Origin of the sequence: Variovorax boronicumulans (genome assembly GCF_009811375.1) — a bacterium.
GTDB lineage: Bacteria > Pseudomonadota > Gammaproteobacteria > Burkholderiales > Burkholderiaceae_C > Variovorax > Variovorax boronicumulans.
In genome coordinates, this window is sequence record NZ_BKDH01000001.1 from 3,870,772 (window position 1) to 3,885,595 (window position 14,824).

The 14,824-nt window shown below is 68.4% G+C and carries 13 protein-coding genes; 12 read left to right on the forward strand and 1 reads right to left on the reverse strand.

What is annotated here, in order from left to right; all coding sequences use genetic code 11:
- The first annotated feature begins 11 nt into the window (after nt 1-11).
- The 3 genes from VHAB30_RS17805 to VHAB30_RS17815 all read left to right on the forward strand — a co-directional run bounded on the left by VHAB30_RS17805 (nt 12) and on the right by VHAB30_RS17815 (nt 3,248).
- Nucleotides 12-749, forward strand: coding sequence for an aspartate/glutamate racemase family protein (locus VHAB30_RS17805; RefSeq protein ID WP_159277984.1), 738 nt, complete (start codon nt 12-14; stop codon nt 747-749).
- Between the two features lie 14 nt (nt 750-763).
- Nucleotides 764-1,525 (forward strand): GntR family transcriptional regulator, encoded by a 762-nt coding sequence (locus tag VHAB30_RS17810; RefSeq protein WP_095744177.1) that lies wholly within the window; start codon nt 764-766, stop codon nt 1,523-1,525.
- 232 nt (nt 1,526-1,757) lie between these two features.
- Nucleotides 1,758-3,248, forward strand: coding sequence for a nucleobase:cation symporter-2 family protein (locus VHAB30_RS17815; protein WP_070061682.1), 1,491 nt, complete (start codon nt 1,758-1,760; stop codon nt 3,246-3,248).
- Nucleotides 3,249-3,265: 17 nt separating this feature from the next.
- On the opposite strand, the gene VHAB30_RS17820 is transcribed toward VHAB30_RS17815, so the two are convergent.
- Nucleotides 3,266-4,123 carry an aldo/keto reductase gene (locus VHAB30_RS17820; protein WP_159277985.1) on the reverse strand — a complete coding sequence of 286 codons (858 nt, stop codon included), beginning with the start codon at nt 4,121-4,123 and terminating at the stop codon, nt 3,266-3,268.
- A gap of 273 nt (nt 4,124-4,396) precedes the next feature.
- On the opposite strand from VHAB30_RS17820, the gene VHAB30_RS17825 reads away from it, so the two are divergent.
- The 9 genes from VHAB30_RS17825 to VHAB30_RS17865 all read left to right on the forward strand — a co-directional run bounded on the left by VHAB30_RS17825 (nt 4,397) and on the right by VHAB30_RS17865 (nt 14,658).
- On the forward strand, nt 4,397-5,488 hold the full coding sequence (locus VHAB30_RS17825; RefSeq protein ID WP_159277986.1) for a tartrate dehydrogenase: 1,092 nt from the start codon (nt 4,397-4,399) through the stop codon (nt 5,486-5,488).
- Nucleotides 5,489-5,670: 182 nt separating this feature from the next.
- The gene (locus VHAB30_RS17830; protein WP_070061679.1) at nt 5,671-6,621 is read left to right on the forward strand and encodes an ABC transporter permease; all 951 of its coding nucleotides are present in this window, start codon (nt 5,671-5,673) and stop codon (nt 6,619-6,621) included.
- On the forward strand, nt 6,618-7,505 hold the full coding sequence (locus VHAB30_RS17835) for an ABC transporter permease (protein WP_159277987.1): 888 nt from the start codon (nt 6,618-6,620) through the stop codon (nt 7,503-7,505). Before VHAB30_RS17830 ends, VHAB30_RS17835 begins: the two co-directional genes overlap by 4 nt.
- A gap of 6 nt (nt 7,506-7,511) precedes the next feature.
- Nucleotides 7,512-8,504 (forward strand): ABC transporter ATP-binding protein, encoded by a 993-nt coding sequence (locus VHAB30_RS17840; RefSeq protein WP_070061677.1) that lies wholly within the window; start codon nt 7,512-7,514, stop codon nt 8,502-8,504.
- Nucleotides 8,505-8,512: 8 nt separating this feature from the next.
- Nucleotides 8,513-9,328 carry an ATP-binding cassette domain-containing protein gene (locus VHAB30_RS17845; RefSeq protein ID WP_159277988.1) on the forward strand — a complete coding sequence of 272 codons (816 nt, stop codon included), beginning with the start codon at nt 8,513-8,515 and terminating at the stop codon, nt 9,326-9,328.
- Between the two features lie 52 nt (nt 9,329-9,380).
- Complete coding sequence (locus VHAB30_RS17850) at nt 9,381-10,874, forward strand: ABC transporter substrate-binding protein (RefSeq protein WP_159277989.1); 1,494 nt, start codon at nt 9,381-9,383, stop codon at nt 10,872-10,874.
- A 7-nt stretch (nt 10,875-10,881) separates the two neighbouring features.
- A complete protein-coding gene (locus VHAB30_RS17855; protein WP_159277990.1) occupies nt 10,882-12,282 on the forward strand; it encodes an amidase in 1,401 nt (466 codons plus the stop codon).
- Nucleotides 12,283-12,308: 26 nt separating this feature from the next.
- Entirely contained in the window at nt 12,309-13,757 is a 1,449-nt protein-coding gene (locus tag VHAB30_RS17860; protein WP_095946731.1) for an aldehyde dehydrogenase family protein, read from the forward strand.
- 4 nt (nt 13,758-13,761) lie between these two features.
- Nucleotides 13,762-14,658 (forward strand): NAD(P)-dependent oxidoreductase, encoded by an 897-nt coding sequence (locus tag VHAB30_RS17865; protein WP_159277991.1) that lies wholly within the window; start codon nt 13,762-13,764, stop codon nt 14,656-14,658.
- The last annotated feature ends 166 nt before the right edge of the window (nt 14,659-14,824 follow it).

Genomic DNA, 14,824 nt, shown 5'->3' on the forward strand with positions numbered 1-14,824 from the left:
GGGACCGCGCCGTGCGCATCAAGATCATCAACCCCAACACCACCTGGAGCATGACCGAGAAGATCGGTGCCTGCGCCCGCGCGGTGGCGCACGCCGGCACCGAGATCGTGGCCGTGAGCCCGGCCATGGGGCCGGTCTCCATCGAAAGCCACTACGACGAGGCGCTGGCCGTGCCGGGGTTGCTGCAGGAGATCGCGGCGGGCGAGCGCGACGGCATCGACGGCTACGTGATCGCCTGCTTCGGCGACCCGGGCCTGAAGGCGGCGCGCGAGCTGGCGCGCGGCCCGGTGGTCGGTATCGCCGAAGCGGCGATGCACCTGGCCAGCATGATCGGCAGCCGCTTCAGCGTGGTGACCACGCTGGGCCGCACCATGGGCCAGGCCTGGCACCTGGCCGAGATCTACGGCATGGAGCGCTTCTGCGCCAACGTGCGCGCCTGCGAGCTGCCGGTGCTCGAACTGGAAGAGCCGGGCTCCAACGCCCGCGAGCGCATCGTCGACGAATGCCGGCGCGCGCTCGAAGAAGACGACGCCGACTGCATCGTGCTCGGCTGCGCCGGCATGACCGACCTGTGCGCGCACATCGAGCAGGTGCTCGGCGTGCCGGTGATCGACGGCGTGGCCGCGGGCACCAAGCTCATCGAATCGCTGGTAGCCCTGAAGCTGCGCACCAGCAAACGCGGCGAGCTGGCAAGGCCCTTGCCCAAGCCGATGATCGGCGCGCTCGAAGGCTTCACCCTCACGCGCTGAGCCACAATCGACGGATGCCCCGCGCCAGTTCCAAAACCTCCGTCCCTTCCGCCGCCCCCGTTGCCGCACCGGCCGAGAACGGCGCGGCGCCGGCCGACAAGAACAGTTCCATCGAGAGCATCGCCAACGACATCGCCACCGCGATCGTCGAGAAGCGCCTGCCGCCGGGCACCTGGCTGCGCGAAGAGGCGCTGGGCCGCGTCTACTCGGTGAGCCGCACCAAGGTGCGCGCGGCGCTCTTGATGCTGTCGAAGGACAAGCTCATCGAGATGATTCCCGACAAGGGCGCCTTCGTCTGCCAGCCCACGGTGGACGAGGCGCGCGAGGTGTTCGCGGTGCGCCGCATCCTCGAGCGCGAGGTGGTGCGCCTGTTCATCGCCAACGCCCGGCCGCGCGACTACCAGACGCTCGAGCAGCACATCAAGTTCGAACGCACCGCGCTGCGCCAGAGCACCACCATGGGCACGGTGCGCGAGAAACTGCTGGGCGACTTTCACGTGGCGCTGGCCGAAGCCACCGGCAACCACACGCTGGCCGAGATGGTGCGCGAGCTGGTGGCGCGCAGCTCGCTGATCGCGATGCTCTACCACTCCTCGAACGACCCGCACTGCTCGTCCGACGAGCATTCCGACTTCCTGCGCCTGTGCCGCAAGGGCGACGTGGAAGCGGCCGTGACCTGCATGATCGAGCACCTCGAACGCATCGAGGCGAGCCTCGAACTGGGCACCGAGAAGCCCGACCGCCAGCTCGACCTGGTCAAGGCGCTGCTGGCCTGAGCCTCTGAGCCCACGCGTCGCTGACGCGCCCCACCCCCAACACCTGAGCGCCGGCCGAAACGCCGGATGCCCCGGCGCGCGCCTCCCACAGCGCTTCTTCAACGGATTCGGGTTTACCTGAATCCGGATTGCCGCATAAATTGTATACAGTTTCGCGTACACAACTGGTGTGCGCGACGGCTCTGCGACGCGCATCACTGCTCCGTTCCCCTCGCCGCGCCAGGAGACAACGATGACGGCAGATTCCCTTTCCAGCAATGTCCATCCCGTGGACCAGCGCCTGCCTTCGGGCAAGCTCGCGGCCCTCGGCCTGCAGCACGTGCTCGTGATGTATGCGGGCGCCGTCGCGGTGCCGCTCATCGTGGGCCGCGCGCTCAAGCTCTCGCCCGACGAGGTCGCGCTGCTGATCTCGGCCGACCTGTTCTGCTGCGGCATCGCCACGCTGATCCAGGCGCTGGGCGCCACGCAGTGGTTCGGCATCAAGCTGCCGGTGATGATGGGCGTGACCTTCGCCTCGGTGGCGCCCATGGTCGCCATCGCCAACGCCAACCCCGGGCAGAACGGAGCACAGCTGCTGTTCGGCGCCATCATCGGCGCGGGGGTCATATCGATACTGATCGCACCATTGGTGAGCCGCATGCTGCGGTTCTTCCCCCCGGTGGTGACGGGCACGATCATCGCGGTCATCGGCATCAGCCTGATGCGCGTGGGCATCAACTGGATCTTCGGCAACCCCGTGGGCCCGACGGCGCCCGCGCTGGTCGACCCGGTGTACGCCAAGTGGCTGGCCGAGGTCACCTCGCCGGGCAGCTCGATCCCCGCAGTGCCCAAGGGCTTCGCCATCATGCCCACCGTGCCCAACCCCAAGTACGCCGACCTGTCGGGCTTCGGCGTGGCCGCGCTGGTGCTGGTGTCGATCCTGCTGATCGTGAAGTACGCCAAGGGCTTCATCGCCAACATCTCGGTGCTGCTGGGCATCGTGATCGGCGCGGTGGTGGCCTCGCTCACCGGCCTCATGACCTACGAGAAGGTCGGCAAGGCCGCCTGGGTCGACGTCGTGCTGCCCTTCCACTTCGGCATGCCGCTGTTCGACCCGATCCTGATCCTCACGATGACGCTCATCATGATCGTCGTGATGATCGAATCGACCGGCATGTTCCTCGCGCTCGGCGAAATGACCGACCGCAAGATCAGCCAGCAAGACCTGGCCAAGGGCCTGCGCACCGACGGCCTGGGTACGCTCATCGGCGGCATCTTCAACACCTTCCCGTACACCAGCTTCTCGCAGAACGTGGGCCTGGTGGCCGTCACCGGCATCAAGAGCCGTTATGTGTGCGTGGCCGGCGGCGTGATCCTGATCGTGCTGGGCCTGCTGCCGAAGATGGCCGCGCTGGTCGAGTCGCTGCCCACCGTGGTGCTCGGCGGCGCGGGCCTCGTGATGTTCGGCATGGTGGCCGCCACCGGCATCCGCATCCTGTCGGGCGTGGACTTCAAGACCAACCGCCACAACGCCATGATCGTCGCCGTGGCCATCGGCGTCGGCATGATTCCGCTGATCGCCCCCAACTTCAAGCAGTGGATGCCGCACTCGATCCACTCGCTGATCGAGTCAGGCATCCTGCTGGCGTCGATCACGGCGGTGCTGCTGAACCTGTTCCTGAACGGTGCGAAGCACGACGAAGAAGCGGTGATCGCGGCGGCCAAGCACGCCGACGCGCACTGAGCCGAACCGTGCGCTAACTAGATCATCGCCAACGGCGTCTTGCGCTTCGGCACCGGATAGATCCGGCCCAGCGCCGCCAGGGTCGTCGCATCGAGCTGCAGCTCGGCGGCGGCCCTGTTTTCTTTCAGGTGCGCGCTGCGCACCGCCTTCGGAATCGCCGCCACACCCGGGCGCGCGATGACCGCGGCCAGCGCCAGTTGCGCGGCGCTCACGCCGAGCTCGGCCGCCAGCCGGCCCAGCGCCTCGTCGCCCGCCAGCGCGCCCTGGTCGATCGGGCTGTAGGCCATGAGCGGCATGCCGCGTTCGCGCTGCCAGGGCAGCAGGTCGAACTCGGGGCCCCGCTCGCCGAGTGACAGGTACACCTGGTTGGCCGCGCAGGCCGGGCCTTGGCCGATGACCTGCGCCAGCTCCTGCATGTCGTCGGTGTCGAAGTTGCTCACGCCCCAATGACCGATGCGGCCGGCCTCCACCAGTTCGTGCATGGCTTCGACCGTGTGCGCCAGCGGGTGGTTGCCGCGCCAGTGCAGCAGGTACAGGTCGATGCGCTCCAGCCCCAGCCGCGCCAGGCTGCGCTCGCAGGCCTGGCCCGTGCCGCGGCGGCTGGCGTTGTGCGGGTAGACCTTGCTGACGATGAAGAGCGCGTCGCGCTGCACATCGCCCGCGCGCAGCGCCTCGGCCACGGCCTGGCCGACCACCGTCTCGGCGCCGCCCTCGCCGTACATCTCGGCCGTGTCGATCAGGCGGTAGCCCAGGCCGATGGCCTCGCGCACCGCGGCCACCTCGGCCGCGCGACGGGTGGCGTCCTCGCCCATGCGCCAGGTGCCGAGACCAAGAACCGGCATCTCGCCGCCGGTGGGGAGTGGAAGTGTTCGCATGGGCACGATGGTACGCAGGCCCTCGCGGCGGGTGCCCGGGTGCGGGTTTTCCGCCCCCGTCGCCTTCTAATTTTTCGAAGCTCAAGTCAGTTCGATGACCATCAATTGCTTATCTTCCGCCGTGTTCTGGCGTTTTGGCCTTCGCTTTTTGTCAATGCCCGGTGGGTGCCAACCCCCATCGCGCGCGCCCCACCCGCTCCTAGAATTTTTTGACGGCCCGGTGTCACAAGCGTCGGCGCTCTTATCGAAACGGTTCAGGAACAGGTTGAGTCAATGCAGCAGAAGCAAAAGCACAGGATTGCCGTCATTCCCGGAGACGGCATCGGCGTCGAAGTCATGCCCGAGGGCCTTCGCGTGCTCGACGCGGTCAGTCGGCGCTTCGGCATCGATTTCGCGTACGACCATTTCGACTGGGGCTCCGACCACTACGTACGCACGGGCCTGATGATGCCGGCCGACTGGGCCGACAAGATCCAGGGCCACGACGCCATCTACTTCGGCGCCGTGGGCGACCCTGCCAAGGTGCCCGACCACATCGCCGTGTGGGGCCTGCTCATCAAGATCCGCCGCGACTTCGACCAGTACGTCAACCTGCGCCCCGTGCGCCTGATGCCCGGCGTGCCCGGCCCGCTGGCGCACCGCAAGCCCGGCGACATCGACTTCCTCGTCGTGCGCGAGAACACCGAAGGCGAATACACCTCGGTGGGCGGGCGCCTGTTCGAAGGTACGCCGCGCGAAATGGCGATCCAGGAAGCCGTGTTCACCCGCGTGGGCGTGGACCGCATCATCGACTACGCGTTCCAGCTCGCCAATCGCCGCAAGCGCAAGAACCTGGTGGCCGCCACCAAGTCGAACGGCATCTCCATCACCATGCCCTACTGGGACGAGCGCCTGGCCGAGATCGCCACGCGCTACCCCGACGTGGCCACCAGCAAGTACCACATCGACATCCTGTGCGCGCACTTCGTGCAGCACCCCGACTGGTTCGACGTGGTCGTGGCCTCCAACCTGTTCGGTGACATCCTCTCCGACCTGGGCCCGGCCTGCACCGGCACCATCGGCATCGCGCCCTCGGCCAACCTGAACCCCGAACGCAAGTTCCCGTCGCTCTTCGAGCCCGTGCACGGCTCGGCGCCCGACATCGCAGGCAAGGGCATCGCCAACCCCATCGGCCAGATCTGGTCGGCCGCGCTCATGCTCGATCACCTGGGCAACGACGACCCTGTGTACGCGCAGGCCTCGGCGGCCGTGCTCTCGGCGATCGAGACCGTGCTCAGCGAAGGCCCGCGCACGCGCGACATGGGCGGCACCGCCAACACGGTGGACGTGGGCCGCGCGATTGCCGAGTGCATCGCTTCGGCATGACGCCTCCCGGCCTTCTCTCTCGTGTCAAGCGAAACGCGCTGCGTCCCGGTGCCCAGGGCACTGGGTGCTTCCCGCAGCGAAATAAAGGAGGAGCCAGAAGGGCGGGGGACATTCGCGGAGGGAAGTACCCGGTGGCCTGGGCACACGCCCTGAACAGCGACAAACAACGGAGCCACTGAACCATGGGCCTGTTCCTGCTCAAGCGCACCTTGACGCTCATCGGCACGCTGATCGGCGCGTCCGTCATCGTGTTCCTGGTGCTCGAAATTCTCCCGGGCAATGCCGCGCAGATGCTCATGGGCCCCGACGCCTCGCCCGATGCCGTCGCCGCCCTGGCCACCAAGCTCGGCCTGGACCAGCCCGCGTGGACGCGCTACTGGCACTGGATCGGCGGCCTGCTCACCGGCAACCTCGGTGACAGCTACGCCTACAGCTCGCCCGTCATCGACCTGATCCTGGAACGTTTGGCCCTCACCGTGCCGCTCGCCGTGATGGCGATGGCCCTCACCGTCGTCATCGCCCTGCTCGTAGGCGTGACCGCCGCCGCACGCCACAACAAGCTCGGCGACGTCGGCCTCATGGGCATGGCCCAGGTCGGCATCGCCATTCCCAACTTCTGGTTCGCGATCCTGCTGATCCTCGTGTTCTCGGTGCAGCTGCAGTGGTTCTCCGCGGGCGGCTTCGAGGGCTGGGGTGAAGGCATCTTCGCGGGATTGAAGTCGTTGCTGCTGCCGGCCTTGTCGCTGGCCGTGGTGCAAGCGGCGATCCTCGCGCGCATCACACGCTCGGCCGTGCTCGAGGTGATGCGCGAAGACTTCGTTCGCACCGCGCGTGCCAAGGGCGTATCGCAGCGCATGGTGCTGTGGACCCACGTGCTGCGCAACGCGATGATCCCGGTCATCACGGTGATGGGCATGCAGTTCTCCGAGCTGCTGGCCGGCACCATTGTGGTGGAGAACGTGTTCTACCTGCCCGGCCTGGGCCGCCTGATCTTCCAGGCCATCAGCAACCGCGACCTGATCGTGGTGCGCAACTGCGTGATGCTGCTCGCGGCCATGGTCGTCATCGTGAACTTCGTGGTCGACGTGCTCTACGCCGTGATCGACCCGCGCATCAAGGCGAGCGACATATGAGCGCCATCCTCTCCCCTTCCTCCGTGCCCGCATCCGCCGCGCCCCTCGCGCCCGGCTTCTGGCGCCGCGCGGTCAAGCACCGCAGCTTCGTCATCGGCGGCGTGTTCGCGCTGCTGCTGTTGCTGGCGGCCTTGCTCTCCTTCGTCTGGACGCCGTGGTCGCCCTACGCGATGGACATGGCGAACAAGATGCAGGGCCCTTCGGCCACGCACTGGCTCGGCACCGATGCCTTCGGTCGTGACGTGGCATCGCTGCTGCTCGTGGGCGCACGCGCGTCCATCCTCGTGGGCGTGATCGCCGTGGGCATCGGCCTCGTCGTCGGCACGGCGCTGGGCCTGCTCGCTGCGGCGAGGCGCGGCTGGGTCGAGGAAGCGGTGATGCGCCTGTCGGACTTCACGCTCGCCTTCCCCGCGATCCTTTCGGCCATCATGATGACCGCCGTGTTCGGCGCCGGCATCGTCAACGCGATCATCGCGATCGGCATCTACAACATCCCGACCTTCGCGCGCATCACGCGCGCTTCGGCCAACGCCATCTGGTCACGCGAGTACGTGGCCGCCGCACGCGCCTGCGGCAAGGGATCGTTCGCGATCACGATGCAGCACGTACTGCCGAACATCTCCGCCGTGCTGATCGTGCAGATCACGATCCGCTTCGCCATCGCGATCCTGGCCGAAGCTGCGCTGTCGTACCTCGGCCTCGGCACGCAGCCACCACAGCCGTCCTGGGGCCGCATGCTCAGCGAAGCCCAGACCCTCATGTTCCAGCAGCCGCTGCTGGCCGTCTTCCCCGGCATGGCCATCGCCTTCGCGGTGCTCGGCCTGAACCTGCTGGGCGACGGTCTGCGCGACCTGCTCGATCCGCGCCTGGCCCGCGCAAGGTAGACCGCCATGCCCCTCCTCGAAGTCAACGACCTCCACATCGGCCTGCAGACGCAACGCGGCCCGGCCGAAGCCGTGCGCGGCATTTCCTTCTCGCTGGAGCGCGGCGAAACGCTGGGCATCGTCGGCGAGTCGGGCTGCGGCAAGTCGATCACCGTGATGTCGCTCATGGGCCTGCTGCCGTCCACCGCGAAGGTCACGGGCAGCATCAAGCTCGACGGCCAGGAACTCGTCGGCCTGCCCGAAAAGCAGATGTGCCAGCTGCGCGGCAACCGCATCGGCATGATCTTCCAGGAGCCGATGACGGCCCTGAACCCCGTGCACACCATCGCGCGCCAGGTCGGCGAACCGCTGATGCTGCACCGCGGCCTCACCAAGGCGCAGGCGCGCAAGGAAGCCCTCGACCTGCTCGACCGCGTCGGCATTCCCGATGCCGCCTCGCGCCTTGACGCCTACCCGCACCAGTTCTCGGGCGGGCAGCGCCAGCGCATCGGCATCGCGATGGCGCTGGCCTGCGGCCCCGACCTGCTGATCGCCGACGAGCCCACCACCGCGCTCGACGTGACGATCCAGAAGCAGGTGCTCGACCTGATCCAGGGCCTGGTCGCCGAAATGGGCATGGCGCTGATCCTCATCTCGCACGACCTCGGCGTGATCGCCAGCAGCGTGCAGCGCATGCTCGTGATGTACGGCGGCAGCGCGGTGGAAAGCGGCCCGACCGAGACGGTCTTTGCCGACCGCGCCCACCCCTACACGCGCGGCCTGTTCGCGGCGCGCCCCGCGCTCGGCGCCGTGCGCGCGGGCCGGCTGCCCACCATCCGCGGCAGCGTGCCCGAGCTGGTCGACATTCCGCGCGGCTGCGGCTTCGCGGGCCGCTGCGACTTCACGACCGACGCCTGCCACACCACGAAGCCGCCGGTGGCGCGCCAACCCAACGGCCATGCGGTGAGCTGCCTGCACCTCGACGCCGTCGCCGCGCACGCCACGCTGGCCGCCGCATGAGCACCCCGATGACTTCGACGTCTTCCTCTTCGACCCCGCTGCTGCAGGTGACCGACCTCGTGCGGCACTACGCATTGCCGCGCGAAAAGCTCTTCGGCCCGCCGCCCACCGTGAAGGCGCTCAATGGCGTGAGCTTCGAGGTGCAGGCCGGCAAGAGCGTGGGCATCGTCGGTGAATCGGGTTCCGGCAAGTCGACCATCGCGCGCCTCGTGATGGCGCTGGACAAGCCCACCTCGGGCAGCGTCGCCCTCGAAGGCCGCAACCTGCACGCGCTCTCGAAGGCCGAGCTGCGCACCGCGCGGCGCGACTTCCAGATGGTGTTCCAGGACCCGTACGGTTCGCTCGACCCACGCCAGACCGTCGCACGCATCGTCGCCGAGCCGCTCGAAGCGCTGGCCGAAACGCGCCGCGCCGAGCAGCGCGAACGCGCCGCCGAAGCGCTCGCCGCCGTGGGCCTGCGCACCACCGACCTCGACAAGTACCCGCACGAGTTCTCCGGCGGCCAGCGCCAACGCATCGCGATCGCACGCGCGCTCATCACGCGGCCCAAGCTCATCGTGGCCGACGAGCCCGTGAGCGCGCTCGACGTCTCGGTGCAGGCCCAGGTGCTCAACCTCATGCAGGACCTGCAGCAGCAGTTCGGCATCAGCTACCTGCTCATCAGCCACGACCTCGCCGTGGTCAACCACCTGTGCGACGAGGTGTGCGTGGTGTTCAAGGGCCAGATCGTGGAACGCGGCCAGCCCGCCGAACTTTTTGCCCACGCGCAACACCCATACACACGCACCTTGCTGTCGGCCGTGCTGCATACGCCATCGCGGTAGGCCTGAACGGGTCGAACCGGCAGCCTCTTTTTTCTTCCAGGAGAACCCCCGAATGTTGAAGCGACGCACCCTCATGGGCACCGCCATCGCCGCCGCGATCCCCGGCGCCTTTCCGCTGTTCGCGCAGGCCCAGACCGGCAAGAACATGCTGACCATCGGCATGCCGCTGGAACCGCCGGGCCTGGACCCGACGACCGCCGCCGCCTCGGCCATCGCCGAGATCGCGCACTACAACATCTTCGAGACGCTGACCAAGATCAACGCCGACGGCAGCGTGACGCCGCTGCTGGCCGAGAGCTGGACTGTGTCGCCCGACCTCAAGACCCACACCTTCAAGCTGCGCAAGGGCGTGAAGTTCGAGAACGGCGAGGCCTTCGACGCCGCCGCCGTCAAGTTCAGCTTCGAGCGCGCGGCCGGCGAGAAGAGCACCAACAAGGACAAGCGCTTCTTCAGCGAGATCAGCCTGAAGACGCCCGACGCCGACACGGTGGTCATCACCACCGCGCAGCCCAACCCCGACCTGCTCTTCATGCTCGGCCAGGCCACCGCCTGCATCGTCGAGCCCAAGAGTGCCGACACCAACGCCACCAAGCCCGTGGGCACCGGCCCCTACAAGCTCGACAGCTGGCAGCGCGGCTCGGCCTGTTCGCTGGTGAAGTCGCCGACGTACCGCAACCCGGCGCTGGCCAAGGTCAACAAGTTCGTCTTCAAGTTCATGTCCGACTCGGCGGCGCAGACCGCGGCGCTGATGGCCGGCGACATCGACATCTTCCCGCGCGCCGGCACGCGCAGCGTGGGCCAGTTCCGCGCCAACCCGCGCTTCCGCGTGCTCGAAGTGGGCACGCGCAGCAAGGTGATCCTGGCGATCAACAACAAGCGCAAGCCGCTGGACGACGTGCGCGTGCGCCGCGCCATCCTGGCCGCGGTGGACCGCAACGTGGTGATCCAGGGTGCGGCCGACGGCTTCGGCAAGGCCATCGGCAGCCACTACCCGATCGGCGCGCCGGGCTATGTCGACACCACCGGCATCAACCCCTTCGACATCGCCAAGGCGAAGAAGCTGCTGGCCGACGCGGGCGTGAAGACGCCGCTGGAGCTGCGCATGACGCTGCCGCCGCCTTCGTACGCGCGCCAGGGCGGCGAGGTGATCGCAGCCCAGCTCGCGGCCATCGGCATCAACGTGAAGATCCAGAACGTCGAATGGGCCCAGTGGCTCAGCGGCACCTTCGGCGGCGGGCACGACTTCGACCTGAGCATCGTCGCGCACGTCGAACCCTTCGACCTCGTGAAGTACACCGAGCCCGACTACTACTGGGGCTACGACTCGAAGAAGTTCCGCGACCTGTACGCCTCGGTGCAGAGCGAGCCCGACGAGAAGAAGCGCAACGCGCTGCTCGGCGATGCGCAGAAGATGCTCGCCAACGATGCCGTCAACGGCTTCCTGTTCCAGGCCGTGTTCCCCACGGTCGCGCGCAAGGAAGTGAAGGGCCTGTGGCCGAACATGCCGATCGTCGCGAACGACCTGGCTGCGATCTCGTGGGGTTGATGCGGCCATGACGAAACCTCTTTACGCCCTGGGCGTGCAGGAACTGCACGCCGCCTACGCCGCCAGGGAACTCTCGCCGGTCGAAGTGACCCGCGCGGTCAACGAACGCATCGCGGCCTGCGAGCCGCAGCTGCGCGCTACCTGGCTGTTCCGCCCCGAAGCCGCGCTCGAACAGGCGCGCGCTTCTGAACAACGCTGGCGCGCCGGCACCCCGCGTGGCACGCTCGACGGCGTGCCCGTGACCATCAAGGAAAACCTCGCGACCGAGGGAGACCCGATGCCGCTGGGCACCGCCGCCTACGAGCTCGTGCCGGTGAGCTACGACTCGCCCCCCGCCGCGCGCCTGAAGGCCGACGGCACGGTGATGGTCGCCAAGACCACGATGCCCGACCTGGGCATGCTGTCGTCGGGCCTGTCGAGCTTTCATGACCTCTCGCGCAACCCGTGGGACACCTCGCGCACGCCGGGCGGCTCCAGCGCGGGCGCCGGCGCGGCTGCTGCGGCTGGCTACGGCCCGCTGCACGTGGGCACCGACATCGGCGGCTCGCTGCGCCTGCCGGCCAGCTGGTGCGGCATCTTCACGCTCAAGCCCAGCTTCGGCCGCATTCCGCTGAGCTCGCCCTACATGGGCCGCTGCGCCGGCCCGATGACGCGCACCGTGGCCGACGCGGCGCTGATGATGGCCTCCGTTGCGCAGCCCGACGACCGCGACTATTCGGAACTGCCGCCGCCCGTGATCGACTGGAACGCCTTCGAGGTCGATCCGTCGTTCCTCAAGGGCAAGCGCGTGGCGCTGCACATGGACGCGGGCTGCGGCCTGCCGCTCGATCCGCAGATCGCGCAGGCCGTGCGCGATGCCGCCAAGCGCATCGAGGCCGCCGGCGCGCACGTCGAGGAAATCCCCGCCTTCATGACGCCGCAGATGCTGCAGGGCATGGACCACTTCTGGCGCATGCGCTCCTGCCTCGACATGCAGGCGATGAGCGCCGAGCAGCGCGCGAAGATCCTGCCGTACATCCGCGAATGGGCCGAGAGCGCGGCCGATTTCTCGGGCGCGCACGTCTTCGACGGCTACAGCCAGTTCGTCGCCACGCGCGCGGCCACGGTCGCCGCCACCAAGGCCTACGACTTCGTGATCTCGCCGGTGTCGCCGAACATGCCCGCGCCCGCGGACCATGCCTCGCCCACCAACGACCCGATGCGGCCGCTGGAGCACATCGGCTTCACGGTGCCCTACAACATGTCGGAGCAGCCGGCCGCGTCGGTCAACTGCGGCTACTCGGCCGAAGGCCTGCCCATCGGCCTGCAGGTGGCCGGCCGCCGCTTCGACGACCTGGGCGTGCTGCAGTTCAGCCGCGCCTTCGAACAGATTCGCGACGCACAGAAACCCTGGCCCGAACCCATCTGATCCGCCACACCGAGACACACCTTCCCATGAACGCCACCCACTACATCGACGGCCGCCGCGTGGCGTCCGAAGGCAACGCCACCATCGACGTGATCGACCCGAGCGACGGCCAGAAATTCGGCGAGATCGCACGCGGCACCGCCGCCGACATCGACGCCGCCGTGCGCGCCGCGCGCCAGGCCATGGGCGAGCACTTCGACGGCCCCTGGGGCGCCACCACCGCGCTGGAGCGCGGCCGGCTGCTCGCCAAGCTCGGCGCGGCCGTGATGCAGCACCATGAAGAGCTGGCCCAGCTCGAGGCGCGCGACACCGGCAAGGCGCTGCGCGTGGCACGCAACGACGCGACCGCGCTGGCGCGCTACTTCGAGTACTACGCCGGCGCCTGCGACAAGCTGCACGGCGACACCCTGCCCTACGAGCGCGGCTACACCGTGCTCACCGTGCGCATCCCGCACGGCGTGACGGGCCACATCATTCCCTGGAACTACCCGATGCAGATCGCGGGCCGCAGCGTGGGCGCCTCGCTCGCCGCGGGCAACGCCTGCGTGGTGAAGCCGGCGGAAGACGCGAGCCTCTCGCTGCTGCGCCTGGCCGAGATCGCGACCGAAGTCGGCTTTCCGGCCGGTGCGCTCAACGTGGTCACGGGCTACGGCAAGGAAGCCGGCGCCGCGCTGTGCGCGCACCCGGGCATCGACCACATCTCGTTCACCGGCTCGACCATGACCGGCCGCAGCGTGGGCCTGGCCGCGGCCGAGCGCCACTGCCCGGTGACGCTGGAGCTGGGCGGCAAGTCGCCGCAGATCGTGTTCGCCGACGCCGACCTCGACGCGGCCGAGCCCGTGCTGCTCAACGCCATCATCCAGAACGCCGGCCAGACCTGCTCGGCGGGCAGCCGCGTGCTGGTGGAGCAATCGATCTACGAAGAAGTCGTGCAGCGCCTCGCGAAGCGCTTCACGGCCGTGCGCGCGGGCACGCCCGCCGAAGACCTGGACATGGGCCCGCTCATCAACGAGAAGCAGTTCCGCCAAGTGCGCGACATGGTCGCGACCGCCGAGGCCAGCGGCATGAAAGTGGCGGCGCGCGGCACCGTGTCGCCGCAGGCACCGTCCACCGGCTACTACCAGGAAGCCGTGCTGTTCCGCGACGTGCCGCATGACAGCGACCTGGCCCAGCGCGAAGTCTTCGGCCCGGTGCTGGCCGTGATGCCGTTTGCCGACGAGGCCGAGGCGGTGCGCCTGGCCAACGGCACGGACTTCGGCCTGGTGGCCGGCGTGTGGACGCGCGATGGCGCGCGCCAGCTGCGCATGGCGCACAAGCTGCATTGCGGCCAGGTGTTCGTGAACAATTACGGGGCGGCGGGTGGTGTAGAACTGCCTTTTGGCGGCGTGAAATCGAGCGGCTTCGGCCGCGAGAAGGGCTTCGAGGCCCTGCTCGGCTTCACGACCCTCAAGACCATCGCCATCAAGCACGGATGAATTCATGACCACCACTGAACAGCAACCACAAACCTCGCGCAAAGTCGGCCTTGTCGGCGTCGGCCTGATGGGCCACGGCATCGCCAGCAACATCGTCAAGCATGGCCATCAGCTCACCGTGCTGGAGCACGCGGGCAACCAGCCGATCGACGACCTGCTGAAAGCCGGCGCCACCTCGGTCAAAGACGTGGCCACGCTGGCCGCGCAGGTCGACGTGCTGATCCTGTGCGTCACCGGCACGCCGCAGGTCGAGGCCGTGATGCTGGGCGACAACGGCGCGCTGAGCACGCTGCGCCCCGGCACCGTGGTGATCGACTGCTCCACCGCCGTGCCCGCCTCCACCGCCAAGGTCGCGCAGGCCGTGCTCGCCAAGGGCGGCCGCTTCCTCGACACGCCGATGACCCGCACCGCCAAGGAGGCCGCCGAAGGCCGCCTGAACCTGCTGGTGGGCGGCGACGCAGAGGTGCTGGCCTCGTGCCTGCCGCTGCTGCGCTGCTTTGCCGAGAACGTCACGCACGTCGGCGATGTGGGCGCGGGCCATGCGATGAAGCTGCTGCACAACTTCGTGTCGCTGGGCACCGTGGCGCTGCTGTGCGAGGCCGCGGCCTGCGCACAACGCGCCGACGTGAAGCCCGAGGTGTTCGTGGACGTGCTCGCCAAGGGCGGCGGCAACGGCGTGGCGCTGGAACGCCTCAAGCCCAAGCTGCTGACGGGCAGCACCGATTCGCTGAAGTTCTCGATGGCGAATGCGAAGAAGGACCTGGGGTATTACAACGACATGGCGGAGCAATCGTCTTCGAGCCATGGCATTGCGCAGGCGGTGGATGCCTTGCTGGCGCACGGGGTCGAGGTCTTCGGGCCGGATCGCATGGTGCTCGATCTGGTCGAAGCGCTGCGCTGAAACTCTTCGGGGCGCGTGCGCAGGCCACCGGGTACTTCCCTCCGCGAATGTCCCCCGGGCTTCGCCCTCCTCCTTGATTTCGCTGCGGGAAGCACCCGGTGTCCTGCGCACGATGAGCGTGGCTGTGGCACTGGCCGTTCGGGCGCTGCGGCGAAGTGCCAGTCCC